We start from the raw sequence: 25,958 nt of genomic DNA, 5'->3' as shown, positions 1-25,958 counted from the left end.
AAATAAACTGCAGTGTTACATTTTTGTCGGGTACATTGAGCGTAAACTTACATTGGCATCTGTAGTTACACCCAGCTGGGTATTTTTTACTTTTACGCTAACGCCAATCAGTGTAACACCTTTGCCATCGGTAACGGTACCTTTGATCGTGTTCTGCTGTGCATAACCTGCGGCGGATAAAAAGAGAAAAAAGAAGAGTAAATAGAGACGGGCTTTGATGCTGTTATCTCTAAACGTACACTCCCTGTCAATTGGAGGTAAATGTCTTTTCATAGGAATTAATATTTGGTTAACATCTCTGTTGAACGCCTTACAAACTGCAGGCGGCAAAAGTCAAATATGAGACATTTTAAATTTTCAGGTGCGCTAATTTGTATCATTATTTCCTCAATTTGTCTCTATTTACGAAAGAACATTCCCGCCTTAATTTCCCTTTTAAAAATTACTTTACCGATTTAGCAGCTTATTTCGTTATATTTGAGTCAGCATTTTCTAACCAAATTGAAAAAACTAACTGTTATTATTCTTTTGTTGTTTGCAGCACACTATTTACGTGCACAACCTCACTACTTTAGGCATTACCAGGTAGAGAACGGACTATCCAATAACACTGTATTCTGCAGTGTACAGGATAGCAGAGGATTGATGTGGTTTGGAACCAAGGATGGGTTGAACCGCTTTGACGGCTATTCATTTAAAACATACCGCTACTCCCTGTCAAAACCGAAAAGCCTGGGGAACGATCTGATTTTTGCATTGCATACCGATAAAAACAACACGCTCTGGGTGGGCACCAATAATGGTGTTTACCAGTATGATCCTGTGAACGAAAGTTTTACGCATATTAAAGCCACCAGGGGAATGCGCATTAATGATATCTGCAGTGATACACAGGGAAATCTCTGGATCATTTCCCTGTTCAGGGTTTTTATGTATAATAAGGCAGCGCATACCTTTTATAAATTCGAAAACAAAGCTCCTTTTGATGCGACGGCACTGAGTACAGTTGCTGATGGCAGCGTATGGGTATGCACTATGCAGGGCACCGTTGAGCGGTACCATCCTGACAGCCGGCAGTTTGAGTCGCACCAGGTGCTGAGTCAGCACAGCGATGGACAGAGCTGTATAGCCAAAATGGTTGAGACACCGGACGGCAGGATGGTCATCGGAACCACTAACTATGGAATTAAACTATATGATCCGCGCACAAAAAAACTACAGGAACTGATCACCTTAAACAAGGACCATACCCCGATTTTTGTGAGGGATATGAAGCATTTTTCTGCTGAAGAAGTGTGGATTGCAACAGAATCCGGCGTATATATTTACCATACCCGTTCCGGTAAAGTTACCCAGCTGCAAAAACAATACAGCAACCCTTACTCCCTGTCAGACAATGCTGTTTATACCTTATGCCGTGATAACGAAGGCGGCATCTGGGCAGGCACTTATTTTGGAGGGATCAATTACTATTCTGCACGTTACTCCATATTCACCAAATACTTCCCTCAAAAAGAAACCAATTCGATCAGCGGCAATGATGTCCGTGAAATCAGCAAAGACAACGACGGTAATTTCTGGATAGGTACCGAGGATTCAGGATTAAATAAATTTAATCCAAAAACAGGGCGTTTTACCAATTTCTTTCCTGACGGCGGTAAACAAAGTATTGCCTATTCCAACATCCATGGCTTACTGGTAGACGGCAACCGGTTATGGATCGGCACTTTTGAACATGGGCTGGATATCATGGACATCCCTACAGGAAAGATCATCAAACATTATACTGCAGGTAAAGGAAACGCACTGCGGACAAATTTTGTGGTTGCCTTCTGTAAAACGCGATCAGGAGAAATTCTGGTGGCCACCATCGCGGGAATCTATCGCTACAACCGTAAAAACGATGATTTTGACGCTATTCCTGACTTACCTGTGCTCTTTTACTGTACACTCAGGGAAGACAGCAGCGGCAATATCTGGCTCGGGAGCTTTAATGACGGGGTCTTCCGCTTCCGTTTAAATGAGAAAGGTTTTACGAATTTCAGGTATAAGGAAAAGGATCCGCAGAGCTTAAGCCATAACACGGTGAACAACATCTTTGAGGACAGCCGGAAGCAAATCTGGATAGCTACCGATGGTGGCGGGCTCTGCAAATACGAACAGAAAACCGCCACCTTTAAGCGCTACACTGTCCACAATGGTTTGCCAGGTAATTTTATCTTCAGGATGGAGGAGGACAGTGATCATCAATTATGGATCAGCAGTACAAAGGGCCTGATCCGTTTTAACCCGTCCAATGATAATATTACCATATATTCCAGGTCCAATGGATTATTGACCGATCAGTTTAATTACAATTCTTCGTATAAAGACACTGACGGCCGTTTATACTTTGGCAGTGTAAAGGGGCTGATCAGTTTCCAGCCTTCACAGCTTTATACCAGCACCTATGCCGCTCCCATGAGTATCACAGGATTTGAGCTCGACAACAATGAAAACCCACCGGACAGGGACAGCCAGGTTTTAAAAAGGTCTGTACTTTATACAGATACCATTATCCTGAAGCATAACCAGTCTTCCTTCAGCCTGAGTTTTGCAGCGCTGAGTTATTTCTCGCCCGAAATGACTGCCTATGCCTACCGGATGAAGGGATTGTACAGGGATTGGGAATATCTTAAAACCAACCGCAAGGTATATTTTACAAAACTTGCACCCGGAGACTACGTATTCGAAGTTAAAGCGCTGATCAATGGCAGCAATAAATGGAGCCAGAAAAATGTAAAACTTTTCATCCGCGTGCTTCCTCCATTCTGGAGAAGTGTATTCGCTTATATCCTGTACTCGCTCCTGATAGCCGGAGTGATCAGTTACTTCTTTATCCGTTACCATAAACTTCTGGAACGCAAAAACCAGCGCCGGATGGAGCTATTTGAAAATGAGAAAGAAAAGGAGATCTATCAGGCCAAAATAGAGTTCTTTACCAACGTGGCCCATGAAATCCGTACACCGCTTACGCTGATCAAAGGCCCGATGGAAAAACTGGTCAAACAGGCAAAGGAAATTCCTGCGATAGAAAAGAACCTTAAAATAATGGACCGGAATACGGAGCGCCTTTTTACGCTCACCAACCAGCTGCTCGATTTTAGAAAAACTGAGATCAGCGGCTTCTCCCTGAATTTCGTAAAAGCAAATATTACAGAGATACTCAGGGAAATTGCACTCAACTTTCAGGATGCAGCAGAGCGAAAAAATATTAGCTGCCACATGCATTTGCCCCGGGAGCCTCTTTACGCCTATGTTGATGCTGAAGCCTTTCACAAGATCATCAGCAACCTGATGGACAATGCTTTTAAATATGGAAAAACAACAGTAACTGTTACGCTTTCTGCGGCTGCAGACACAGATAAATTTGCAGATGATACATTTACTGTACGGGTAATGAGTGATGGAAAGCGGATCCCTGAAGAGCTTTCAGAAAAAATATTCGAACCCTTTTACAGGGTAAAGGAGGCAGAAATAAGGCTCGGTACAGGAATTGGCCTGTCAATCTCGAGGTCACTGTCAGAACTGCACCGGGGAAGCTTGCGTATGGAAAAGCATCAGGGCAGCCTGAATATTTTTATACTTCAGCTTCCTGTACACCAACTGATAGAGTTTAACTTAAATGGAAATGGAAAAAAATATGAACCTGGAAAATCCTTTAAAGACCAGCGAAGATCTTAAACCTGTAATTCTGCTGGTAGACGATCAGGAGGACATCCTGGAATTTATTGCCGATGACTTGTCAGATACATACCAGGTCCTGGTGGCCAGAAATGGTATAGAGGCCCTCGAACACCTGCGGCAGGAAAATATACAACTGGTGGTCAGCGATGTAATCATGCCGGAGATGAATGGGTTTGAACTTTGCGAAAAGATCAAATCAGACCTGGAGTTCAGCCATATCCCCGTGATTTTGCTGATTGCGAAAAACAGCCTGCAATCCAAAATAGAGGGACTGGAACTTGGTGCTGATGTGTATGTAGAGAAACCATTCTCACCTGAATTTCTGCAGGTGCAGATCTCCTCGCTGATCAAAAACAGGAACAAGATCAGGGCATATTTTGGCAGTTCACCGCTGATCCATATCAAGAGTATGGGCTACTCTAAAGCGGATGAATTGTTTTTAGGGAAGCTGCAGGAAACTATCCACAGACATCTGGATAACCCGGATCTGGATGTAGAACACCTGGCAGAAAACATGAACATCAGCAGGCCTACGCTTTACCGGAAGATCAAATCCATTTCAGACCTCAGCCCTAATGATTTTATCAATCTGGCCAGGCTGAAAAAAGGAGCCCAACTGCTCAATGATGGCATTTTAAAGATCTACGAAATCTCGGAAATGATAGGTTACAGATCACCAACAAATTTTGGAAGAAACTTTTTCAGGCAGTTCGGGATGTCGCCCTCAGACTACGTCAACAGCAAACAGGCAGAAAAAAGAAACCTGGCCTGAGATCATTCCTTATCTATGAAGGTAAATGAAGATATAAGGTACAGCTTTAACATATTATTAGGACGGATAACCCTGCGCGGAAACTTTCCCAGATTCTGCGAGATATTTATTTAAATATCAGTTGTATGTTGCTTTTCTCCGCAAATATTTTATAGTACATTTCTACTATTCCGCGATGATAACCATGCCCTGATGACAATTCAAAATTATCGATATACATCTTTTCCACATCCCGGACGAGTACGATATCACCATGTATCTGGGCTTCAATGTATCCTTCAGGTGTCCTGCTCGCTGAATAACTTCCATCAGAGACCTCATAAAGCTTTTTTAACTTGTCCACATCCAGGTGTAAGATTAGGCGTTGTAAATTATGATAGTTCGCTACATGGTTTTGGGGGTATTCCTGCTGGTCTGAAACGTCAAAGGAGTCCCTGTCGGTATACGTGCAATTGTGTTTGACATGCTGTTTCATAACCAAATACGAATTGCCGTAACGCTTTGCTGGCCCATCTATTTGTTTGGCGTAGTTAAGTGCTGCATACTTTGGTCTTATGGAAGGTTCAAAAGATAGATTATTGCCGTCGTTGAAGCTGCCAAAATGATTAATCCGGTTAGTTACACCTCGTGGGTACCGTATTCCATGTTGCGTTGGAATACTTAAAAAGACGTTCTTCAATATCCTCTCTGTCTTCTATATAATCCTCATTATTATTGAGATTTACTTCGTAAACATTTCTCCAGCTGTTCGTTAGCAGGTGTTTCCAAAAATAATCGCTTCCGAAGTTTATCGTGAGGTCTGAATTCTGCAGTGTTTTGATCATTCGATCAAGTACACTTTCTGCATTGTGCGGCGAAATACTCAATTCATTAACGAGTCTCATGGCTGCTCTACCATGTTCTATCGTCTCATAAGGTTTATTATTGAGATCGCTCATCGAAACGATGTCGCCAGATGCCAATCTGCTAAGTACTTTTTGTCGTTCTTGATATTCTTCTGGTGTCATAAAATAAAATTATAAAAACCTAGTTTAAAGTCCTTTATAAGGAACGTTATTTAAAATCCACAAATTTGGGGTAATCTGATTAACCTGTGAGGATGGAAATAAAGATTTACTATATGCCTGATCCTGTTGCTAAACAGATGATCATGTCCTTTATCCTTTTTTGGTCCTATTTTTTTGTTTTGATCTCCTGTAATGAATAAGAAGCTGTGGCAAATTTCTCTGGTTCTGCGGAATACTTATGTAAATATCAGTTGTATGTTGCTTTTCTCCGCAAATATTTTATAATACATTTCTACTATTCCGTGATGATAATCCTCCCCTGATCGTAGCTCAAAATAATCGATACACATCTTTTCTACATCTCGGATAACTACTACGTCACCATGGATCTGCGCTTCAATATATCCATCAGGTATACCGCTCGCCGAATAATTTCCATGCGAGACCTCATCAAGTTTTTTTAATTTGTCACTGCTCATATGTATGATTAAGCGATGTAAGTTATGATAGTTAGCTACATGGTTTTCGGGATGCCCTTGCTCATCTGTAACGTGGAAGGAGTCCCTGTCGGTAAATGTGCAATTGTGTTTTACATGCTCTTTCAGAACGAAATATGAGTTGCCGTAATGATTTGCTGGTCCATATCTATCTTTAGCGTAGTTAAGTGCTGCATACTTTGGCCTTATAGAAGGTGTAAAAGACAGATTATTTCCGGAATCTAAGCTGCCAAATGATCTAATCCTGTCAGTTACTCCTTGTGGTATTAAGTCCATTCCTGCGCTGGAGTAATTAAAAAGGCGTTCTTCAGCGTTGTCTCTACTTACTATATAAGAATCCTCAATAGTAAGGGGATTTACCTGGTAATAATTTCTCCAGCTGTTCGTAAGCAGGTGTCTCCAATATACATCGCTTTCGAAGTTTAGAGTGAGCTCTGCATCCCGGAGCGTTTTAATCATACGTCTAAGTTTTGGTACTCCATCGTCCGACGAAATGTCAAAAACAGTATTGACTCGTACGATTGCTTGAACTAGTTCGTCCTCATTCGTTTGTCCGCTATTGAGATAGTTGATTGAAACTATGTCAGAAGATGCTAATCTGCTCAATATTCTTTGTCTTTCTTCTGGTGTCATAAATAAAATTAACTTATTAAAATTAATGTAAAGGTCATTATTACAAAATTCAACTAAAATCCCCTAAATAGGGGTAATCCAACTTATCCGTCAGGATGGACATAAAACTTTACTTGACGCCTGATCCTGTTGCTAAAGAGACCACCATTTCTTTTATCCCTGGTCTTATTTTCCCTGTTTTGATCTCTTGAAATAATTCAGTTGCCGCAGCAAATGTCCCGGGTTTCTGCGGAATATTTATTGAAATATCACTTCTATTCTTTCTGCTAGTATCCTAAATACATTTCTGAGACGTTGGGATCAGTACCGGGCTGTAATGTTAATTCAAAACGATTAATCCTGTCAGTTACACTTTGTGATGTTGCCAGCCCACCGGAGGCAGAGTACTTAAAAACACGTTCTTCAGCATTATCTATGTCATCTATATAATTGAGATCATAATCGGAATTTATCTCGAAAATATTCTTCCAGTGGTCCGTTCGCAGGTGTTCCAGGAACTCAGAGCTTTCGAAGTTGATATTGAAGTCTCCCTCCCGCAATGTCTTAATCATTTTTTAGGTTTATCTTTTACCTCCTTCGGCAAAATATCCAATTTAGTATAGAGCCTTAGGGATGCCATATCCAGTTCATCCATCGCCTCGCCGCTGTTATTGAGATCATTTATCGAAAGGATGTCGCTGGATGCCAATCTGCTCAACACTTCCTGTTTTCCTTTTTCTGCTTCTTCTGGAGTCATAAAATAGTATTAAAACATCGTTAAAGTTATTTACTGGGAACATCTTCTAAAATCCCCTATTTAGGGTAATTTCATTTACCTGTCAGCCTGGTATTTAGGAAACCAAGCAGTCCTGATCTGGTTGGTAAAACACAGGCCAAAATACCGGCATGTTGTATAAGTGTATTTCAATAATTTCTATAAAAGATAAATAACCGGTATTGGTGATATGTATATGTATAATTAATAGTCATTTTTGTATAAACGATATTAACTTATAAAGTTATATCTTATTGACGACATCAATATTTTATGAGTTAAAACAAGATTATTTTTTTCGACGAAATGAATAAATTAAGTGTAAAAGAACGCAGGGAACAATTTATTTTCCTGCTTGGAATATTCCTTCTTACCATTGGGTTACTGGGCTATGGTCTTTTTCATGATTTTGATGATGCACAAAGTGTTTCTAAAGAGGAACTGACCGAACAATTGTCTCAGGATGCGGAGTTTGAAGCATTGGTTAATGAACAGAGAGCTACTATAGATTCCACTTATAAACATATTATGGAATTTGATCCTGGTGTGCAGGCAGATTTCCTGGAAAATGATATACGGAATTCCTTAGGCTCTATTCAATCAAATTATAACCGACGGGCTTTTGATCTGCGTTATAAGACCTTTCTTCAGACTGCTCAGTTGTATAATGATCTTTTCTATAACAGGAGGGAACTCAAAGGCAACCTTAGTGATTTGGAGAAGCTGAATAAATCTTTGGAAGATTGTAAGCTTTCTACCAGGCAATTGAGAGAAACTTTAGGCAGCCAAACCAGATAATCAATTAAAAGAAACATCACACATATGCCAGACGTGACCAACAATAATAAATCTGTAACCGGTAATCAGCAGCAGTTTATCTTTTTATATATTCTTACTGCCATTCTGATCCTTACGACAATTATCTTTCTCTTTAAAAGTTCCCTGTTTGACAAACGGGTTACTGATACCAGGATACTGAAAAATGAACTTTATCTGAATGAAAAACTGGTTTATGCCGACAATACGAAAAATGCAACAAAATGGTTATGGCAGTTTGGTGACGGCTCCAGGTCTACGTTGCAAAACGGTAGCTATCACTACCCGAAATCCGGTTCTTATATTGTCAGGTTAATTGTAGATGGTACCCTTCAGGTTCAATTTCCTGTAACGGTAAAAGATACGGTTAAAGCCATCTCTGATACAGCCGTAGCGATCAACGGACCAACCTCAGGAGTAGTCAACGAAGAAGTACGTCTGGAAGCAGAGGGAACAGGCAATCAATTTGAATGGTCATTCGGAGAAACCGGCCGCGTAGATGTAAGGGGCAGGACTGCTTTATATACCTTTCATAAAGCAGGGAGGTTTTTAGTGAAGCTAAACAGTGATAAAAGCCGCCCCGTTACACATCTGATCTATATCACTGATCCCAGCCTGGATACTGTCCTGGTGATTCCCGGCGAAGGGGAACGCAAGATTGTTGATGATATAAGAACCCATTTACAGGCTATTGCAGATGGCGCTGAATTTAACCCTAATTATTATTACCTCATCAATCAATACCTGTGCAAAAATGAAAAAGTTACGGTGGCTATCGAACAGGATAGCGTAAAGAAGAACAGCGACTTTTATTCCTACTGCATGGGATTAACCTTCGGCGGAGAAATATTTGTAGATCAGGCGCAATTGACTATCAGCCCTAACTCAAACTGTGCCACCCTGTTAAATATTAAACAACATTCTGCTAAAGCAGTGAAAAAATAATTACTGATTTTTATGAAAAAAGTATTTTCAATTTTCATTCTTTCCCTTCAGGTAGTCATGGTAATGGCTCAGGTACCGTTGCCCTTTCAGAAAAGAGTAAGGCCCATGCCTGAATCTTATGAAAAACCTTCCGAAAATACCGACCAGGGTAAAGATGGCAGAAAAACTATTTCTCCCTGGATCGTTTTTTCTGACAGGGATGAAAATTTCACCACCACCGCGCCGGGAGGAAGCCTGTTGATGAAAAAACTAAATTTTATGGAACCTTTTTATGTAGGCGAAGAAAAGGATGGTTATTTGAAACTGATCAGGTACGGGACGGGGCTGCTTAACGGAAGAAAGATAAACGATAAAAAAAATGCAGTAAGTTACGGATGGATAGACCGCTCCAAATTACTGATGTGGCACCGTTCTTTTATGAACGTAAAAACGGGTTACCCGGAAAAATCTATCGCTGTCATTAGTGGAAAACTACCGCTTACAGCCCCGCAGTTTTATTATGACCGTACAGATTCCGCTTTTGTGTACAGCTCTCCGGAATTGAAAAAAGTGATTGCCAAAGTGAGGCTGCATGAGATTAACTATGTTTTTAAAAAATCTGCCGATGGTAGGAAATTTCTTATTGGAAATGAGGACCAATTGATTACAGATAGCGCCCGAAAAGTTATCTGTGGATGGGTTGCAGCTGATGCGGTACACCACTGGGGAGAAAGATTATATATTTCTCCTGCTCAGCTCAATTCCGGCGCAGAGGCAGACTCTGCTTCGGTATTGCTGAGCGGCTCGCACGCAGATCCGCTGCTGAATTTTGAAAACCTGGTTTTAACGAGTTTCCCGGTCATTAAAAGCGGCCTTGCCAATGGTGATGAGATAGGTATTGCTGCCGATGTATATGATAAATCTCACAATACACTTACCACAATTAACGGTTCAAAACTTAACTATCCTGACTACCTGGACCTGAGGAAAAACATACATCGTATCAATCTGATCTTTGTGATCGACGGCGGCAGTACGATGTCAAAATATTTTGCAGGGTTAACCAATACGATTCAATCCTTTGAAAATATTTTCACCGGGTACGGGCATAAATACCAGATGAGTTATGGTGCAGTTGTATACAGGGATGAGGAGAACTGTGTAGCCCATGGGGTGACGACTAACCCAATCAGCCCTGATTACCGCCAGTTGATGTCTTTCCTGGATCTGGAGGCTGAGAAAACCAAACAATGTAATGGTATTATCGGCTACCAGCCCATATATCAGGGGATAAGAGGAGCATTGGATATGATTAAACTGCATCCAAATGAAACGAATTTAGTAGTATTGATCGGTAGTACGGGGGCCTCAGCATTGATGCCTTTCGGTTTAAGTGCAGATTTTGGCAGTTTGGACGCGCGCCTGCTGGCTATCCAGATGTACAGCGATTACAATCAGCTGTTTAACAATTTTGTATTACAATCAAAAAAAATGGTGCTTGAATCGGCAGTGGTTTCAGCCCAAAGGAAAAAAGGATTGCTGATAAACGGGGAGGGCCTTACGGTTACTCAGTCCTATAATACCAGTCAGCTGGATTCTCTTCCTTTTTACCTGGATTACCCCAATAACAGTTTGATTCAAGGAGGTGTTGTTTTTCCTACTAAAGGCGCGGTGACCTCCAATAAATCTATGACGGTAGCCGTGAAACGTTTCCTTAAAGAAACTGATCTTGATATTCATAACCAGATCAGCTCCCTGGATAGTGCCTTCAGGCTGAGTGGTATCACGTCAAAAAATCTGTCTGCAGTAATCAAAACAAAGCTTGAGCAGCCTGTTGGAGCTGATGTGGCAGATAAAATGCCGCACAATGGTTTTAAGTATTTCATGACTTCGGCTATACCGGATAATGTGGTATCACAGCATAAGGACCTGCTCCAATATAGTATTGTATTGAACAGTATGGAATATAAACAGCTGAACGATATTCTTTCCCTGATGACTGGCCAGAACATTCAGCCAGACCTGTCGTCATTCAGAAAGAAATTGGTTAAAAATTACAAAGGCATTCCGCGCAAGCAACTGAATATTAAAATATCAGGAAACACAATCAGGTCTATGACACTGGCTAAATACCTGTACACTGTAACTGGTTTGCCACTGGAAAATCAAATGCTGGATCATTTTACAGTGAATGACCTGAAAAGCTACAGCAGGATGCCGCGTGCCGATTTCGAAAAATACCTGCAATTTCTGACCCGTTCCGGCGAACATATTAAAACAGGTACACAGCTTAACCAGCAGTTTATCTCTAACGGCAAAACATATTATTATATCACGCAGAAGAATTTTGATTGTAAACCCGAAAAATAAAGCCTTTGATTATGAGTGTCAGGAATATTAGTGAATCAGTAAAATTAGCGGTTAAGATTGCTCAGTCTCTGGCTAAGGAATACTATAATGCATCGTTCACTGCAGCTCACCTTTTAAGGGCACTTTTGCATAAGGATGTAGGAATAAGCAACTTTTTACTGTCCATTGGCCAGGATGCGGCATATATTGCTGACTGGGCAGATGTAAGAATTGAAGAGCTGGGCAAAACTGCAGAAATGCAGGATGAAATTAAAGGCGGCCCGGAGATTGCCGGCGTGTTCGAAGAAGCAGACGCTATCAGGATCAGATTAGGGCTGGATCTGATCACTCCGATTTGTGTACTCGCTGCGTTATGTAAACCAACTGTTGGATTTAGCCCCGGACAGCTGAAATCGTTTCCCTTGAAAGAAAAAGAACTGTTGGATCTCTATCTCAATGATGAAGAAATAAGCAGGGTGGTTTCAGCTGCAGCCCCGGCAGCAGCCGGGCAAAAAAGCACAGGCACAGAAAGTGCACTGCATAAGTTTTGCCTGGACAGGATTGCAATGGCCAGGGAAAATAAAACTGACCCCATCATTGGAAGGGATAAAGAAATGAGGATGATGATGGAGACACTCTGCCGGAGGACTAAGCCCAATGTAATCATTACAGGAGATGCAGGGGTGGGGAAGACTGCCCTGATAGATGGATTTGCACAGGATGTGATAGCCGGTAACGTACCTGGCCTGCTGAAAGATGTCCGACTGTTTGAACTTGACCTTGGATCTTTAATAGCGGGCGCTGCTTACAAGGGAGAAATTGAAGACCGTTTAAAAAATATCATAAAAGAAATCAAACAGTTTGGCAAAGCAATATTATTTATTGATGAGATCCATACCCTGCTTGATAGTAAAGGCCCGATAGGTGCCGGGGCAGGTAATTTACTGAAGCCCGAACTGGCAAGGGGAGAAATTACTGTCATCGGCGCTACTACAACTGATGAATACCGGAAGTTAATAGAACCTGAGCAGGCTTTTAGCCGCAGATTTGAAGTGTTGCAGATCAATGAACCCAGCGAAGCTTTTGCCATAAAAATGCTGGAAAAGCTCAGTGTTAAATACGCGGAACATCACGGGCTTAACATACATCCGGAAGCGATCCATGAATGTGTCCGGCTGGCTAAGCGGTATATGAAAGACCGCCGCCTCCCGGATTCCGCCTTTGATCTGCTGGACCGTACCCTGGCCGCCACAAAACTCATGAATGATACTTCAGAAAAAGTACTCAGCGATCTCAGCATTAGCTTAAATGACCTAATGGTATTTGATGATGACGGCCTGCGTGAAAACAAATCTGATGATTATCAATGGTTATACCATCAGCTTCAGGATAAAGTGAGTCCTGTGCTGCTTGGCCAGCTCAATGATGAAACGCAACAGGAGGCGCTGGAAACTGCTGAAGATTATCAGGATTACCTGCTGCGCAACCTGCGTGCCTTACAATTGCTCTCCCTTCAAAAATCAGATGAAGTGAGTAAACATGATATTGCCGCTATCGTTTCCTATAAAACCGGTATTCCAATGGGAAAAATACAGGCGCAGGAAAAAGAAAAGCTGCTGAATATGGTGCCATTTCTTAAAAAGAGAGTGGTTGGCCAGGATCAGGCGCTGAAAGCTGTTGCCGATGCTATTCTGGAGTCCCGGAGCGGATTGAACAAAAAAGGGCAGCCTGTAGGTTCATTTTTTCTGCTGGGGCCTACCGGCACAGGAAAAACGGAGCTGGCCAAATCAATCGCAGAATTCCTGTTCAATGATGAGAAAGCGATGATCCGTTTTGATATGTCAGAATTTAAAGAAGAACATTCTGCAGCCTTACTGTATGGCGCGCCTCCGGGATATATCGGGTACCAGGAAGGAGGGTTACTCGTGAATAAAATCAGGCAGCAACCCTATTCAGTTTTGCTTTTCGATGAAATAGAAAAAGCGCATCCTTCAGTATTTGATACTTTTTTGCAGATCCTGGATGAAGGGCATATGCATGACAGATTGGGAAAGGAGGGCGATTTTTCCAATTCCTTAATCCTGTTTACCTCCAATATAGGCAGTGAGTGGATTGCTGAACAGTTACGCAAGGGAGAACTGCCTAAATCCAATCAGCTGATGGATATCATGTCGTTGCATTTCAGGCCCGAGTTTTTAGCCAGGTTATCAGAAATCGTTCCCTTTGCACCGGTCAGCGAAGAAAACGTGGTCAGGATCTTTGAAATCCAGCTGAAAAGTCTCGTTGATGTACTCTATAAACAGGGAATAGGATTTGTAATTGAACCTGAAGCTATAAAAATGCTCGCGTTGAATGGTTTTGACCCCAAATACGGCGCAAGGCAATTGTCTGGAGTGATCCGCAACGAATTAAGACGTCCGATTTCCAGATTTATCATTTCAGGTGAATTGAAAAAGGGCCAGGCCATCCTGATCAAAAAGGTAGAAAATAACCTGAAATGGGAAATTATCGAAGATGAAATATTTATAAACCTTTAAATATCAATACTATGTTTAATTATGAAATAGGTGGTAACGAACGAAAAATAGACACTTCGGAAGCCTTCGGAGATATTGCCCACAATAAAACACTTTTCGTTCAGCAGTTTACTGATGATGAACCGGTTAAACCCGAGAAAGTTGAAGGACTGAAAACAGTTCAGGATGTATTTAACCACTACAAGCCGAAGGTGAAAGTAGAATTTGAAAAATATGATGGTTCACAGGCGGTGGAGACGCTGCAATTCGGAAACCTGGGTGATTTCTCCGTGAAAAAGATGATCAGCCAGAGCCAGCACCTCCGGAATGTCAGCATTGAAAAGGAGATGTCTTTAAGTGTAATCAAGCAGCTGAAATCAAATAAAACGCTGAAGACTACGCTTGATAATGAAGAAACAAAACATGCGTTCATCAGTGCGCTCAAAAGTTTTGTAATGGAATTAGAAGAACATAATTAGGCATCTGCCTTATTAAAAACTAAACAATTAAAGTATGGCAACTCCAGAAGAACAACAGGCAGTAAATAACGAATCGGCTGCAGCTGGTTTCAAACCCGCCGAAAAAGATACAAAGGAAAAACTTTCTCTCCGGGATAGCCTGGATAAATTGTTGAAAGTAGGAGGAATCGACCTGCTGGAATCAACAATCGACGGATTACAAAACTTAAATCCGGAACGAAAAGCCAGGAAACAGATCTTTCTTACCGGCGATGAGAAAGAAAGCGAAAGAGAAGAGCTCAAAAGAAAAATCCAGTTATGGATTGATATCTTGGAAAACTCGGATTCAGTTGCAGCCATGGTAGACAGAAGCACAGAGAAATTAAAGGCAGCGGAAGACAACATTGTTAAGAATATAGCCGGGGCGCTTAAAACAACCAGGGCGCTGGAACAATCATACCGGTCTGTCAATTTATTTTACCAGAATACCGAGGAAGACAAGCTGAAGAACGTCATCCTGATGAATGCTTCGCCAGAGCAGGTTAAAGACCTGGATAATCCAAGATTCATTGAATATGTAAGTGATGAGCTGAAACAGAACTACGACAGACTTGACCTGCGGCAGAATTATTCCCTGCTGGTTATTCCAGGGTATATGGGCTCGAATAAAGTAGTAGAAAAATGGGGCGCCATAGCTTACAGGAATAAGGTCATGCTGATCACTGATTTTGCTGACCTGGACCACCCTGATGATGTGATCGATCTCTTCACTGAAGCAAATTTAACCGGCGGTGATGCCTTCAGGTCAAATGTGATCATGACTTGCAATTGGCTGATTGGCCGCGGAAAAGTAGCCGAAGCCGGAGAAGAAGACGACCTTACCATTCCTGGATCTTCGGCATTGGCCGGCAAAATGTATTATACATTGATGTCGCAGGTTACAGCAGGAAAGAAACATGGATCAATGAACGATGTTGACGGCGTTAAGTTTGACCTGAAGAAAAGTGAGATTTCCCATCTTGAACGGATAGGGTTGGTCCCGATGGTAAATGAATATGGAAAAGTAATGGCTTTTTCTGCCAAGACACTATTCAATGGTGATAACATTGGTCTGCAAACCTATTCGGTAGTCCGTGTATTTGACTATATCACCAAAGTACTGTTTGACTTTTTAAACAGGCGTGCTTTTGAAAACTGGACCTCCAGAACAGAGAAAGACCTTCGCGGACAAATTGTAAAGTTCCTGGATAAAATTCAGGGCCCCGACCGTTTGATTGAACGTTTCAAGATCATGCGTTTTGAAAGGGATGATGTCCAAAAGGATATGATCCATCTGGATATTCACATCACACCTTATTTCCCGGCAAAAAGTTTTGTAGTCAGGCTGGACGGACAAAAAGGAGAAGATGAAGAAACTACCTGGAGCTCTGAATATGCACAGGCTTAAAATTTAAATAATTATTTAGTACAAACCTTTAAATAAAAAATTATGGCTTTTAAAGCACAATTGACCATTGCAGGTAAGAATTTTGATATAATTTCAGTTGGCTATCAATTTAAACGGAGTGTTGACCCTAAGGGCATGCCTTCTTCCGCTGTTTATGGCGGTGTCATCAACGTGGGCATAGAAGCGAATGAAGATACCTCTGTTATAGAAAGTATGGTAAATAATCAACATAAGGCAGTTAGCGGAAGTATAACTATTAAAAAGCAGGATGAAGATGCTAAAATGAAGGAAATAGAATTTACAGATGCTTATGTTGTTGGTTTTTCGGAAACTTTGAGTGCCTTTACTGCAGAACCAATGACCACACGTTTTAGACTATCGGCACGGAAAATTACAATAGGTACTGCCATTCATGAAAATGATTGGCAGGAAAAGTAATAGAAATAGATGGTCAAATAACCTGCTGCTATAGATAGCACAGGGATTATTATTAATTAGTGAAATAAACCTTAAATTAAAAGACTATGGCTTTTAAAGCAACATTAACCTTATCAGCTAACGAATATGACGTATTATATTGTTCCTATGATTTTAATCGTGACGTAGATCCTAAAGGTAGACCTGCTTCCGGTATATACGGCGGTAAAATAGAAGTGCATATAGAAGCTAACGCGGATACATCGGCTCTTGAAAGTATGGTGAACAATCAATATAAAGCAATTGAAGGCAGTTTAGAAATTAAGAAGCAGGATGAAGATGCTAAAATGAAGGAGATAAAATTTTCAAATGCTTATGTTATTGAACTCACAGAAGAATTGCATGTTTTTACTTCCCAGCCGATGCTTACAAAAATTGTAATCTCTGCCAAGACGATAACAATAGGCAACGCCACTCATGAAAATGAATGGCCGAAATAAGAGAAGAAGGCATTAACAGGCCAAAATAGATGAAATGATAAACCTGCCAGCTTTCTGGCAGGTTTATCATTCATAACCTCTATCATATCCACCGGCGTTATGTACCAGAATTCCTTCTTCCGTAACAAAATAATTTTCATTATCGGCCACTGAGAAATTATAAACTAATACACTTTTCCCCAGCATGCCAATATTTCTGATGAGTATCATTTCGCCGGTAATATTTTCCAGCTGATCGGCTGTTTCAAGATTCTGTATTTCTTTCCATTCACCTCCGGACCTTACGCGGTGATCTGGCGTGATTTCAAAAAGAATTCCGTTTTCCAGTTCAACTGCCATCAGATTCAGGGTACTGCGGCGGTGTGTTTTTTTTACTGGTTTCAGCTCCCGCTGTCCGTTTTTCTCATTAACTGTCCATAACAACGTACCTTCCTGTATTTCTTCAACAGGTAAAAGGCCACTGCTGGTATGTACCAGTGTTCCTGCCGGGAAGCAGGTCAGCGAAGCGCCCTTTGCAGAGAAAATTGCAATTGTCAGTTCATGTCCGCTGGCAAGCAGTTTATTGCTGTTATTTCTTTCGTCCAGACCTGACAGGTCGTTTTGGCCTGCCGGGCCAAATAAGCTGAACCCGCTGGCAGCCCTAGACATCAGGCTCATTCCGCCAAATAGCGATGAAGGCTCATAAGCGTGTGCCGGCGTATGCCGGGCAGTCATTGTACCCAATCCGCGCCCGGCCATCAGTCCAAAGGCAAAATTGGCGATATGGCCGATTTTGTTTAAACCGACGTTCATCATGGCCATCCAAAAGGTTTCAATAGTTTGTACCATCACTCCCTCTGAGGGGCACATCAGCATACTCTTTCCAACCACCAGGCCTTCATTGCGGTTGATAATCAGGTTAGGAGAGGAGCCGATCCATTTTCTTGATGCGGAACTTAAACTGCATTTGGCAGTACCCAGGCTGCTTGCTATCAATAATATTTGCGGAGGTATGCCAATTCTTGGCAGAGCCATTACAGGAACCGCAAGTAAGGCCAGTGCTTTAGTTTGCAAGACGGAAACCGGCGGTGCAGCAGCGGCCAGCATACCCATACACATAAACGGATTGCCAATCATCGTGTCTGCTGTAGTTGCTGCAAGATGACCGCTAAAAGAAACCATCCGCTGGCTCATGACTTTCATTTGCTTAAACATTACTCCCTTAGGGCAGACCAGGTAATGTTTTTCTGTTAACCATTGTGATTCTTTCTCCATAGGTCAGTTACTTTCAAGGTGCAGGTACAGGTCTGATTTATAATCATTGTTTAACTGTTCAAAAATTGTCATTTCAGCGGATAGTAAATCTCGATTTTCACTATAATTAAAACTGGCCTGTGTATAATGTTTTATATCCAGGTTCTTTTCCCCTGTTACGCTGATAATCAAATTTTTATCAATTTTTCCATCTTCATTTAACAAAGCCTCTGCGTATACTGTATAACCGCTACCGGTTTTTTCGGTAGTAAAAATCTGATTAACCGGAATTGAAAATCCTATTCCCATGCGGTCCCGAACCAGCCGCTGCTGCTGTTCAGTTATACTACCCAGTTGACCGGTAAATACATATAAAAACAGGTGCATAAAATGTGCATTGCTCAGGTTATCTATCACTTCAGCGGGGTTTGCCAGTTCCCGGTCTTTATGACGGATAATTTCAAAAGCAGCAATGGGATTTACCTGCATCAGCTCCTTTTTTAACTTATCCCATTTTGATTTTATTTCGGGCATATTTAACAGGCCCTTAATTGCTCCGCGTTCATTGATGCAGATGTGCTGCCTGTTATAGATTCTGGCAAGTTTGTTTACATATTCAATCAACTGGTAGGTATTGGGATCAAAGTATTCCGTCAATTTTAGCTCTTTCTCTTCCAGTACATATTCCTGTAAATCCGGTTTGATGGCATTTTGCCCTCTTTCAGATAAGGTGTAGCTGCCTGCCGTGGCAAAGCTATCCATCATGGTCAGCATTTTTACATTTCCTTTTACCACCAGCTGATAATTTTTTTCGGTATACGGGTTCATCTGTTTAAGAATTAATTTTTACCGGAGTCCCGTCAATACTGGTTTTGCCGCCCGCAATGCGTACGTCTTTTCCGTTTAACTTTGCGGTAGATTCTCCGACAAGTGAAAGCTCATTTTTTGAAAAGATCTGTAACTGATCTTCAAACTCTAAACTTCCATTTTTACTCGGTGCGCCGTCGCCTGTCAGTTTGAAATCGTCAGCGGCCCGGATCTCTATATTTTTGGCCTGTATAATGATCTGGTCTTTTTCTTTATCCATAATGATCATTACTTTACCCGTTTGCAGGGTGATATTGTTATCCGTGTTGATCGTAATGGCATTTTTACCGTCAATAGCAATAAAATTCAGGTCGGTTTTATCTTTTACCAATATACCGCCATTATCATCCAGGCTGACAGTATGCCCGCTTTTAGAGGTCAAACTTTTACGGTCGTTATTATTGCCTCCGCCTATGCCGTTCTTACCATGAAATACACTTCCCATTACTATCGGACGGTTAATGTTTCCGTCTTCAAAACCAATGATCACCTGGTCTCCCTTTTCAGGTATAAATACGAAACCCCTGTTTTTAGTCACTTTGCTGCTGTTGCCGGCATCAGGGGTCATGACTCTCAGCCATTCTGTAGGATCATTGTTTTCACATATCCATTTGAATTTCACCCTTATCCGGCCCTGTCCCAGCGGGTCAGCATTGTCAAATACCTCGGCCAGCACCATATCCGGCTGCGGGCGCAGATAATCTTTGACATGGATACGTTCGGTAGCAGCGGATATCCCTTCAAACGTATTAAAATAACGTCCGGCGCTATCTATATGGTGTATTACCGAGGTAATTAAAAATTCACCAAGGCTTTGAATTTCAAACCCGGATCCCTGGTCAACACTCATACTGATATCTGCAATCGTCCCTATGCCTGTTTCAGGATTATCGCCACTTCCGCTAATCTTAAGCAGCTGACCGTTAATGGCTTTTTCTTCACTTTCAGTAAGGTTCTGAACATCACTTTTGTTCTCTACCCTGATCAGTGAGAGCTGATTGTATGTTTTACTATAGATGGAACCTGAGGTATTCATGGCATGGGCATGGTCAGGCCTTCCGTCTGAATGCCCCTTACTTTTTCCCTGCAACATTTCATCCTGCTTTGGATCATAAGCGAACCTTGTATTTCTTTTAGGGGTTATTTCGATACCATATTGCAGACTTTGAATGTCTCGTCCGTAGATTAAACTCACTTCTGCCGGTTTATCGGGTTTACCGAAATGCAGATTTTCACCATCATAAAAAAACCATTCATAATACTCTGCACTTAAACGGTTCAGGAAGTTGAAATCACTTTCATTGTATTGAATGAGATAATCGACCGGCTTTTTACGGTCTGGATGGGTATTCATCATCAAGTCATTAGCCGGAGTGTCACGCGTAGCCAGTTTAACAATTTCTTCAAGGGTCTTGTTAAAATAGGAGCCCAGGTCTGCCCCGCGATCGATTAATATAGTTGGACTGTAACCGCTGGCAACGATCACACTATGATAGCCATGACTTTGAGCTGACTCTATTTTAGTGACGATTCCGGCAAATTTTTGCTGTTTGCCTGATAAAGAACCAAATGATGCGGTAAGAGTTTTACCTACCAGATGCCTGCTTTTATCCAGCTGGATTAAGTCGGGTGCAATTATATGATTATGTTTAAATTTCAGTTCAAAATAATGATGCGCATTAAATTGCTGTTGAAGATGAAACGACGTGACATAAACAATAGTCTCTGTGCCGATGCAGATATCTTTAATGAACTGTATATTCATAAATTAATTTACATGCCTGTTGATGATTTGGCATAAAATCCTTTCTATGCCCTGTTAGGTTTGTGCTGATCTGTCTGATTACGCTTAAAGACAGATCAAAAATACCATTGAAGGGGCTTTTTTACAATCCCCACTATCGGTGATTTGTTCAACGGATCGAAAAAAAAGGCCGCCCCGGTTATTGGAGCGGCCAGGATAATAACTAACTGATGATTTAATCCAGCAGCGTCCAGGTTCTTTTTACCTGAACCTGCTGTACTATTTGCTGCTCGGCAACAACAATGTTTTCTTTACGCTGACCAACGTAATCGAGCATGCTCAGTTTACTCCAGAGGGCTGCAATAACCTTTAAAAACTCCTCAATCAGCAACATGGACGCATAAATGTCCTGGTGGTTATAAATCAGTTCAATATTGCGCGCCAATAATTCTTCAAAATTGCCGGGTGTAACGTCTTTCCATTCATAAAAATATTTTAGCATTTCTTCTCTTTCTCTGGATTCAACAAGTTTAACACCGGTAAAGAATACATGGGCCAGATTAGAAAAATAACCAGCCAGTTGAATGGGCGGTTGCTGGTAACCCAGGTTCCGGTAGTTGAAGAAAACCTGTGCGAGGCAGTCCAGTAATTTTTCTGAAATCAAACGGATATTTTTACCCAGTGGGGACAAAGCTTCTTTAGCAGCTGTTTTATCAATAATTTTAAAAGCCGACAGCTGTATATCATTCATCAGTGTGCTGAACAATTCGTAATAATGAATTAAATTTGGATGGCTTCCAATCGTACTGCTTGGAGGGATATAATTCTTGTTAATTAAGATCCGGCTGTTTTCCAGGATGAGCTGTGCGATGGTCAGGTGGGAGGTGTCTGTTGCATGAGGTGCCTTTTCAGCCACAGGAAGCAAAGAAATGCTGTATCCCCTGGATATATCCGGATATCTTGGCGGGTGATCCTGTGGATCGGGGTTACCTGCAGGTACTCTTTCAAAAGGGTTTACGAGTAAGAGAACATTGTAAACGATTTGCCTTGAATCAGAATTCTCGTTAAAGTAATGACTGTAAGTAAGGTGGTTAGTATAGTCAGTTGAACCATCAATATCAATCCGGCATCCTTCGGCAGTAACGGCGTTACAATGCCGTATTTTTATCTCTACCTGATTGGTGGCCTTTTCCGTTATCTCAATATCATGTGAACTGCGTTGTCCTGAAAAGGGAGGCAGCAGGCCATAATTGTAGCTGCTGAGCGCTAATGACCGCGCATCCCTGACAAAATCCTGGTTATATTGATCTGTAGCTACGAAATGGGCACTGGAGAGCTTCATTCCATCTATCCAGTTGACAGGTTTGTATTTTAGTGGGGAAATCATAGGCTTTTAAAATGATTAAATAAATATGGAATCGTCACCTTTTATTTCTGGTGCAGCATCGTCAGCTACTCTTTTCGCATAGATAGTTACTTTATCAGTAATGCCGTTTTGCAGGATATCCAACTCCGGATCAATAAAAATATTCCGCTTAAAAAAAGAAGTTTTAATGAAGAATATCCACTTAAACGATTCATTTCTTTCATTCGTATATTTTACGTTGCTTTTCGGAAATTTCAGGTTGTAATCTTCTATGAATTTATAGAACCAGCTACCAAATTCCATGTTCTCCGGTGCCTTTGCTTTCACCCTGACAGGCTCGGCATCATCGCTGTTTTTATACAACTCCAGTTCCAGCACCAGCATCCTGTCAAAATCAAGATGATCGATATCAAAATCTATGGGGATTACCGGGTATTGCCATATCTTATAAATTTCTGAAGGTATGCTGATCAATGCCGCATAACACCACCAGAATAATAATGGGATCATAAAATTAAAAATGCTGGTTGCAGCCCAGGCGCCGATCCGGATAGTACTTAGCCAGTTGAACGCCAGCTGATAGAGGTAAAATCCAAGCAGGCAGCTGATCAGTAAAGCAATGATGATAAATACCTTTCTGGTCAGGACCCCGTTTGAATAGTACCTGGTCATCAAATATACAAAAACGCAGCCCAGGATGAGATAAAAGAGCTGACAAATGACATATCCCCAGGGCATAAAATTTAAGCCAAGAAAACCAAGCAGGCCCGGAATAGCCAACGAAAGGCTTAGAGACAATATCCCGGTGATCAGTTTTTTGTTACTCACAAACTGATTTTTTTTATTCACTATAACAAGTATTGTTGCAGAAACAATTACAATTACCGGCAGCAGCAAATATCTGAGAAAAAAAGATTGCACATTCATTGAAAAATATTAACACATTATTTAATCAAACGCAAATATACTATCTTAGTGTTGTAAAAATAAGCCGCTAAAGTTATTATAGTAATTTTACTACAAATAATAACGCAATAAAATTATCAACATGCGGCTGGTTGGGGTATTGTTGCCTTTACATGACAGCAGCAACCTGCAGATTTTAACTATCAAAAACGAGTGCTAAACACAATACTCATGAAAACGGACTTGAATTTTCTTAACGGGTTTGACACAGATTTTAAAGCAATTGTAAAAGTTGCAGAATTAATGGAAAACGAGGATTACCATACCGATCAGGTAGTTGTTCTTCCTATAGGTGCTAAACAAAGTGCTTATGCAAAAGATATTATTGGCGTATCGTCCTATTATTCGGAAAGCAAACTTATGGATTGTTTTATAGTAGAAGTTAACCGGGAGGGTTTGTATGACATGCTTCCCGAAGGACTTTTTCACTATCCTCCGGTAAGAAGTTCCGGTCTTTCCGAACAGCAAATGATCAATGATGTAGAGCTGAAAAGAAGTGAAGAAAAAGTGGCCAGAAGATTTTTCATGCCTTTTGAAGCAGAGCTCAATCATATGAGGACATTGCTGGCATGGTATGAAAACAGATTGGACAAGAAAACGGATTACAATGATCTTTCCATGCTTTTTGGCGTTGAATGGAAAGAATTTCAATTTCTTGACAGAGAGCAAAGTATTATATGGATGCATCTTCTGCCCCTTATTCAGCGAAAACGCAACGACATGTTTTTTTTAGGTCAATTGCTTGCAGTCCTATTTAACATTCCCGTACAAGCGGTATTGAATTCTTCAGCTGTCATTGCCACGCCAATTGAGGAAAACATGCAATTTAAAATGGGAAATGGTGCATTGGGAATTGATACCATAATAGGTGTCGCTTTTGATGATATTGAGGAAGAAATGTGTGTCCATATTGGCCCTGCAGGCGCAGAAAAGCTGGTTAATTTTATGCCGGGTACTCCTTATTCCCGCTTATTGGATATTGTTGTCTCTTATCTTGTGCCTGCTGAGACATCAGTAAAGACTGAATTGATCACGAGCCGGGAGCACAGGGCTGGTGCTTTAGGGGCAGAGAGCGCTAATTCTTTTCTTGGCTACACGGTATATCTTTAAGCCAGAAACAAACGGTAATGAATATTCATCGTACTTCTGATTTCAAGCTTCGACCTCGTCAGCTCCAGGATTGACTTCCATTCCTCCGCATTTAACCCATTAAACTGTGCTGGCGTAACCACAATGTCAGTAGTTTTGATGAAGCCTTCTTTAGGGTTTTGCGCTTTGCTGAGACCTTTCCTGATCTCTACGCCAGTAATCATATTACCCAGCTCAAAAGAGCAGAAACCCAAAATATCTGCATGTGTAACTATCCTGTTACCTGTAGTAAGCCCATATTTATAAGCCTGTACTCTATTTTCAGCATTTAATCTGGACCTGCCACCGATTGAATTGCTTAAGAAGTACAAACTTTCAGGAAAGGCTTTATGGTGTTCAAAAGCCCTTAAACTGCTTCCGCGTTTTACCTGGTTGCCCAGTTCTGCTTTGGTACTCCAGAATTCCATAAACATAATGTCTGCATCGTTCAGCGGCTTAACCACCAGATAATTGATTAATTCCTTTCTGTTCAGCAATTGTCCCGCGGTTTTTTGCACCAGCAAGGAAATATTTTGTTCCAGCTCTTTTAAAGAGGTATTCAGGAAATCAGAACCATAGGCAGAAAATGCAGCTTTTTCATCTCTTAACAGTTCAAACAGGTGATCCAGTACTTCTTTGGCATTTCTGTCGTCAAAACGCTCAGCCCCCCCGTAACGGATAGAAAAAAGGCCCGAGCTTCTTTCCTCATCATAGCCCTGAGGAATTTCGGTATAGTGATTGCCAAAATTATCTTTTAAGGTATCTACACCCAGAAACTGATCATCTGCTGAAAGTTTTAAGGGAATAATATCACTCATCATCTTTAACCGGTGTTTTAAATCATGCATCTTTTTATTGACCACCGGAAATGCATTAATGGACACAGAAAGTTCATTAAGCAGTGGCTGACCAATGGCGACCGGAAAGATTACTTTGATCCAAAGCAATGGTTTTTTGAAGTTTTGAAGACTGCTGTCACGAAAAACAGGTTCAAAGTCTGATGGATACAATTGTAAATCGGGGATATGTTGAACAGTACTCCCGTCAATAGTTAAAAATCTATGTGCATAAAAACCATGTATGTCTGCTGTCAGCACGTTTAGCATATCATGGTTACTAAATGGCGATTGCCGCTGTTTTTTTGAAGACTGAAAATATCTGCCGGAAGATACTTTTACGGGATGCCCATCCATAAACCATGCAGACAATTTCAGCAAATCATAAATGTTGTTTTCGATGGCATAATCAGGCCAGTCAAAATAAAAGCTAAGACCGTCATAGGAACTTAAAGCTGATGGCATGCTCAGCCCGATATAAAAAGCGTTATTCTCCAATCTGTAGGTTGCTGTACTCTGACTGATCAGTGATTTGTTTTGTTGCTCATCAATCCGGAACAGGAAGGTGCCGGTAGCTATATAACTTACTGCAGCATTAAATACCTTCACAGACCGTAACGGACTAAAAAATAAATCAAGCTGTACCTCCTTATTGTTGTTTCCGTCGCTTATTTTTTTACTGAAAATGAACTGGTCTTTTTCGTCAATCACATCAGTATCTTCATAAGGGCGGGCATGCAGGATAGCATGAGCCGGGATGGCTGAAATTAGAGTATCAGAAGCCAGGACCTTTGATATCTTATCTAAGATTCTGTTTTCCAGGTCATTTACTTCATTGGATATATTAAAAAGCTCGGTACACAATGCTTCGATCAGTAATTTGACCATCGGATCGAAATCATTTGTATTTTTTACATCCCAGAAATCCCGGGCATTTTTCAGCATCCTGTTCCTGATCTCATCTTTTGAAGAGTAAAATATTCCTTTCATGCAATCTCAAAT

Annotated in this window: 23 protein-coding genes; 11 read left to right on the top strand and 12 right to left on the bottom strand. The window is 41.1% G+C overall.

Features of this window, described 5'->3' with window-relative positions:
* Positions 1-15: 15 nt before the first annotated feature.
* A complete protein-coding gene (locus BLW16_RS23555; RefSeq protein ID WP_217631606.1) occupies positions 16-273 on the bottom strand; it encodes a carboxypeptidase-like regulatory domain-containing protein in 258 nt (85 codons plus the stop codon).
* 228 nt (positions 274-501) lie between these two features.
* Between BLW16_RS23555 and BLW16_RS20050 the strand changes: the two genes are divergently transcribed.
* Both BLW16_RS20050 and BLW16_RS20045 read left to right on the top strand, forming a co-directional pair.
* Positions 502-3,723 (top strand): ligand-binding sensor domain-containing protein, encoded by a 3,222-nt coding sequence (locus BLW16_RS20050; RefSeq protein WP_139298366.1) that lies wholly within the window; start codon positions 502-504, stop codon positions 3,721-3,723.
* Complete coding sequence (locus tag BLW16_RS20045) at positions 3,671-4,498, top strand: response regulator transcription factor (protein WP_090559747.1); 828 nt, start codon at positions 3,671-3,673, stop codon at positions 4,496-4,498. Before BLW16_RS20050 ends, BLW16_RS20045 begins: the two co-directional genes overlap by 53 nt.
* A gap of 106 nt (positions 4,499-4,604) precedes the next feature.
* Here BLW16_RS20045 and BLW16_RS23340 read toward each other — a convergent pair whose 3' ends face one another.
* The 5 genes from BLW16_RS23340 to BLW16_RS20025 all read right to left on the bottom strand — a co-directional run bounded on the left by BLW16_RS23340 (position 4,605) and on the right by BLW16_RS20025 (position 7,371).
* The gene (locus tag BLW16_RS23340) at positions 4,605-5,177 is read right to left on the bottom strand and encodes a DUF3626 domain-containing protein (RefSeq protein ID WP_175470655.1); all 573 of its coding nucleotides are present in this window, start codon (positions 5,175-5,177) and stop codon (positions 4,605-4,607) included.
* Positions 5,113-5,460 (bottom strand): hypothetical protein, encoded by a 348-nt coding sequence (locus BLW16_RS23070; protein WP_139298365.1) that lies wholly within the window; start codon positions 5,458-5,460, stop codon positions 5,113-5,115. The genes BLW16_RS23340 and BLW16_RS23070 overlap by 65 nt, the downstream gene beginning before the upstream one ends.
* A 281-nt stretch (positions 5,461-5,741) precedes the next feature.
* Complete coding sequence (locus BLW16_RS20035) at positions 5,742-6,461, bottom strand: DUF3626 domain-containing protein (protein WP_175470654.1); 720 nt, start codon at positions 6,459-6,461, stop codon at positions 5,742-5,744.
* Between the two features lie 440 nt (positions 6,462-6,901).
* Complete coding sequence (locus BLW16_RS20030) at positions 6,902-7,186, bottom strand: hypothetical protein (RefSeq protein ID WP_090559665.1); 285 nt, start codon at positions 7,184-7,186, stop codon at positions 6,902-6,904.
* Positions 7,183-7,371 carry a hypothetical protein gene (locus tag BLW16_RS20025; RefSeq protein WP_090559664.1) on the bottom strand — a complete coding sequence of 63 codons (189 nt, stop codon included), beginning with the start codon at positions 7,369-7,371 and terminating at the stop codon, positions 7,183-7,185. The genes BLW16_RS20030 and BLW16_RS20025 overlap by 4 nt, the downstream gene beginning before the upstream one ends.
* A 324-nt stretch (positions 7,372-7,695) precedes the next feature.
* Between BLW16_RS20025 and BLW16_RS20020 the strand changes: the two genes are divergently transcribed.
* The 8 genes from BLW16_RS20020 to tssD (BLW16_RS19985) all read left to right on the top strand — a co-directional run bounded on the left by BLW16_RS20020 (position 7,696) and on the right by tssD (BLW16_RS19985) (position 16,816).
* A complete protein-coding gene (locus tag BLW16_RS20020; protein WP_090559663.1) occupies positions 7,696-8,187 on the top strand; it encodes a type VI secretion system transmembrane protein TssO in 492 nt (163 codons plus the stop codon).
* Between the two features lie 24 nt (positions 8,188-8,211).
* Positions 8,212-9,150 carry a PKD domain-containing protein gene (locus tag BLW16_RS20015; protein ID WP_090559662.1) on the top strand — a complete coding sequence of 313 codons (939 nt, stop codon included), beginning with the start codon at positions 8,212-8,214 and terminating at the stop codon, positions 9,148-9,150.
* Between the two features lie 12 nt (positions 9,151-9,162).
* A complete protein-coding gene (gene tssR / locus BLW16_RS20010; protein WP_090559661.1) occupies positions 9,163-11,499 on the top strand; it encodes a type VI secretion system protein TssR domain-containing protein in 2,337 nt (778 codons plus the stop codon).
* An 11-nt stretch (positions 11,500-11,510) separates the two neighbouring features.
* The gene (locus BLW16_RS20005) at positions 11,511-14,015 is read left to right on the top strand and encodes an ATP-dependent Clp protease ATP-binding subunit (RefSeq protein WP_090559660.1); all 2,505 of its coding nucleotides are present in this window, start codon (positions 11,511-11,513) and stop codon (positions 14,013-14,015) included.
* Between the two features lie 11 nt (positions 14,016-14,026).
* A complete protein-coding gene (locus tag BLW16_RS20000) occupies positions 14,027-14,473 on the top strand; it encodes a hypothetical protein (protein WP_090559659.1) in 447 nt (148 codons plus the stop codon).
* Between the two features lie 34 nt (positions 14,474-14,507).
* Positions 14,508-15,899, top strand: coding sequence for a DUF5458 family protein (locus tag BLW16_RS19995; protein ID WP_090559658.1), 1,392 nt, complete (start codon positions 14,508-14,510; stop codon positions 15,897-15,899).
* 42 nt (positions 15,900-15,941) lie between these two features.
* The gene (tssD, locus tag BLW16_RS19990; protein WP_090559657.1) at positions 15,942-16,337 is read left to right on the top strand and encodes a type VI secretion system tube protein TssD; all 396 of its coding nucleotides are present in this window, start codon (positions 15,942-15,944) and stop codon (positions 16,335-16,337) included.
* A gap of 86 nt (positions 16,338-16,423) precedes the next feature.
* The gene (gene tssD / locus BLW16_RS19985) at positions 16,424-16,816 is read left to right on the top strand and encodes a type VI secretion system tube protein TssD (protein WP_090559656.1); all 393 of its coding nucleotides are present in this window, start codon (positions 16,424-16,426) and stop codon (positions 16,814-16,816) included.
* Between the two features lie 66 nt (positions 16,817-16,882).
* On the opposite strand, the gene BLW16_RS19980 is transcribed toward tssD (BLW16_RS19985), so the two are convergent.
* The 5 genes from BLW16_RS19980 to BLW16_RS19960 form a co-directional block, all read right to left on the bottom strand.
* On the bottom strand, positions 16,883-18,070 hold the full coding sequence (locus BLW16_RS19980) for a Hint domain-containing protein (protein ID WP_090559655.1): 1,188 nt from the start codon (positions 18,068-18,070) through the stop codon (positions 16,883-16,885).
* A gap of 3 nt (positions 18,071-18,073) precedes the next feature.
* On the bottom strand, positions 18,074-18,877 hold the full coding sequence (locus tag BLW16_RS19975; protein ID WP_090559654.1) for a hypothetical protein: 804 nt from the start codon (positions 18,875-18,877) through the stop codon (positions 18,074-18,076).
* 4 nt (positions 18,878-18,881) lie between these two features.
* Complete coding sequence (locus BLW16_RS19970) at positions 18,882-20,681, bottom strand: type VI secretion system Vgr family protein (protein ID WP_090559653.1); 1,800 nt, start codon at positions 20,679-20,681, stop codon at positions 18,882-18,884.
* 214 nt (positions 20,682-20,895) lie between these two features.
* The gene (locus BLW16_RS19965; protein ID WP_090559652.1) at positions 20,896-22,047 is read right to left on the bottom strand and encodes a hypothetical protein; all 1,152 of its coding nucleotides are present in this window, start codon (positions 22,045-22,047) and stop codon (positions 20,896-20,898) included.
* A 15-nt stretch (positions 22,048-22,062) separates the two neighbouring features.
* Positions 22,063-22,953 (bottom strand): TssN family type VI secretion system protein, encoded by an 891-nt coding sequence (locus tag BLW16_RS19960; RefSeq protein ID WP_090559651.1) that lies wholly within the window; start codon positions 22,951-22,953, stop codon positions 22,063-22,065.
* Positions 22,954-23,163: 210 nt separating this feature from the next.
* Here BLW16_RS19960 and BLW16_RS19955 point away from each other — a divergent pair, with 210 nt between their 5' ends.
* Positions 23,164-24,102, top strand: a complete 939-nt coding sequence (locus BLW16_RS19955) for a type VI secretion system baseplate subunit TssG (protein ID WP_090559650.1) — start codon at positions 23,164-23,166, stop codon at positions 24,100-24,102.
* Here BLW16_RS19955 and BLW16_RS19950 read toward each other — a convergent pair.
* Positions 24,099-25,946 (bottom strand): type VI secretion system baseplate subunit TssF, encoded by a 1,848-nt coding sequence (locus BLW16_RS19950; RefSeq protein ID WP_090559649.1) that lies wholly within the window; start codon positions 25,944-25,946, stop codon positions 24,099-24,101. The two genes, BLW16_RS19955 and BLW16_RS19950, sit on opposite strands and share 4 nt — an antisense overlap.
* Between the last annotated feature and the right edge of the window lie 12 nt (positions 25,947-25,958).

Origin of the sequence: Pedobacter hartonius, from assembly GCF_900107535.1 — a bacterium.
Classification (GTDB): domain Bacteria; phylum Bacteroidota; class Bacteroidia; order Sphingobacteriales; family Sphingobacteriaceae; genus Pedobacter; species Pedobacter hartonius.
Note: the sequence above shows the minus strand (reverse complement) of the source record. Positions and strands in the feature narration are given on the sequence as shown.

What these genes read in the sequence shown, in the direction of transcription:
- BLW16_RS20020 (WP_090559663.1), top strand. Translation starts at nt 7,696, where the DNA reads ATGAATAAATTAAGTGTAAAAGAACGCAGGGAACAATTTATTTTCCTG.
- BLW16_RS19960 (WP_090559651.1), bottom strand. Translation starts at nt 22,953, where the DNA reads ATGAATGTGCAATCTTTTTTTCTCAGATATTTGCTGCTGCCGGTAATT.
- BLW16_RS20030 (WP_090559665.1), bottom strand. Translation starts at nt 7,186, where the DNA reads ATGATTAAGACATTGCGGGAGGGAGACTTCAATATCAACTTCGAAAGC.
- BLW16_RS19995 (WP_090559658.1), top strand. Translation starts at nt 14,508, where the DNA reads ATGGCAACTCCAGAAGAACAACAGGCAGTAAATAACGAATCGGCTGCA.
- tssR (WP_090559661.1), top strand. Translation starts at nt 9,163, where the DNA reads ATGAAAAAAGTATTTTCAATTTTCATTCTTTCCCTTCAGGTAGTCATG.
- BLW16_RS19975 (WP_090559654.1), bottom strand. Translation starts at nt 18,877, where the DNA reads ATGAACCCGTATACCGAAAAAAATTATCAGCTGGTGGTAAAAGGAAAT.
- BLW16_RS20005 (WP_090559660.1), top strand. Translation starts at nt 11,511, where the DNA reads ATGAGTGTCAGGAATATTAGTGAATCAGTAAAATTAGCGGTTAAGATT.
- BLW16_RS19950 (WP_090559649.1), bottom strand. Translation starts at nt 25,946, where the DNA reads ATGAAAGGAATATTTTACTCTTCAAAAGATGAGATCAGGAACAGGATG.
- tssD (WP_090559656.1), top strand. Translation starts at nt 16,424, where the DNA reads ATGGCTTTTAAAGCAACATTAACCTTATCAGCTAACGAATATGACGTA.
- BLW16_RS19955 (WP_090559650.1), top strand. Translation starts at nt 23,164, where the DNA reads ATGAAAACGGACTTGAATTTTCTTAACGGGTTTGACACAGATTTTAAA.
- BLW16_RS23555 (WP_217631606.1), bottom strand. Translation starts at nt 273, where the DNA reads ATGAAAAGACATTTACCTCCAATTGACAGGGAGTGTACGTTTAGAGAT.
- BLW16_RS20015 (WP_090559662.1), top strand. Translation starts at nt 8,212, where the DNA reads ATGCCAGACGTGACCAACAATAATAAATCTGTAACCGGTAATCAGCAG.
- tssD (WP_090559657.1), top strand. Translation starts at nt 15,942, where the DNA reads ATGGCTTTTAAAGCACAATTGACCATTGCAGGTAAGAATTTTGATATA.
- BLW16_RS19970 (WP_090559653.1), bottom strand. Translation starts at nt 20,681, where the DNA reads ATGAATATACAGTTCATTAAAGATATCTGCATCGGCACAGAGACTATT.
- BLW16_RS19980 (WP_090559655.1), bottom strand. Translation starts at nt 18,070, where the DNA reads ATGGAGAAAGAATCACAATGGTTAACAGAAAAACATTACCTGGTCTGC.
- BLW16_RS19965 (WP_090559652.1), bottom strand. Translation starts at nt 22,047, where the DNA reads ATGATTTCCCCACTAAAATACAAACCTGTCAACTGGATAGATGGAATG.
- BLW16_RS20025 (WP_090559664.1), bottom strand. Translation starts at nt 7,371, where the DNA reads ATGACTCCAGAAGAAGCAGAAAAAGGAAAACAGGAAGTGTTGAGCAGA.
- BLW16_RS20035 (WP_175470654.1), bottom strand. Translation starts at nt 6,461, where the DNA reads ATGATTAAAACGCTCCGGGATGCAGAGCTCACTCTAAACTTCGAAAGC.
- BLW16_RS20045 (WP_090559747.1), top strand. Translation starts at nt 3,671, where the DNA reads ATGGAAAAAAATATGAACCTGGAAAATCCTTTAAAGACCAGCGAAGAT.
- BLW16_RS20000 (WP_090559659.1), top strand. Translation starts at nt 14,027, where the DNA reads ATGTTTAATTATGAAATAGGTGGTAACGAACGAAAAATAGACACTTCG.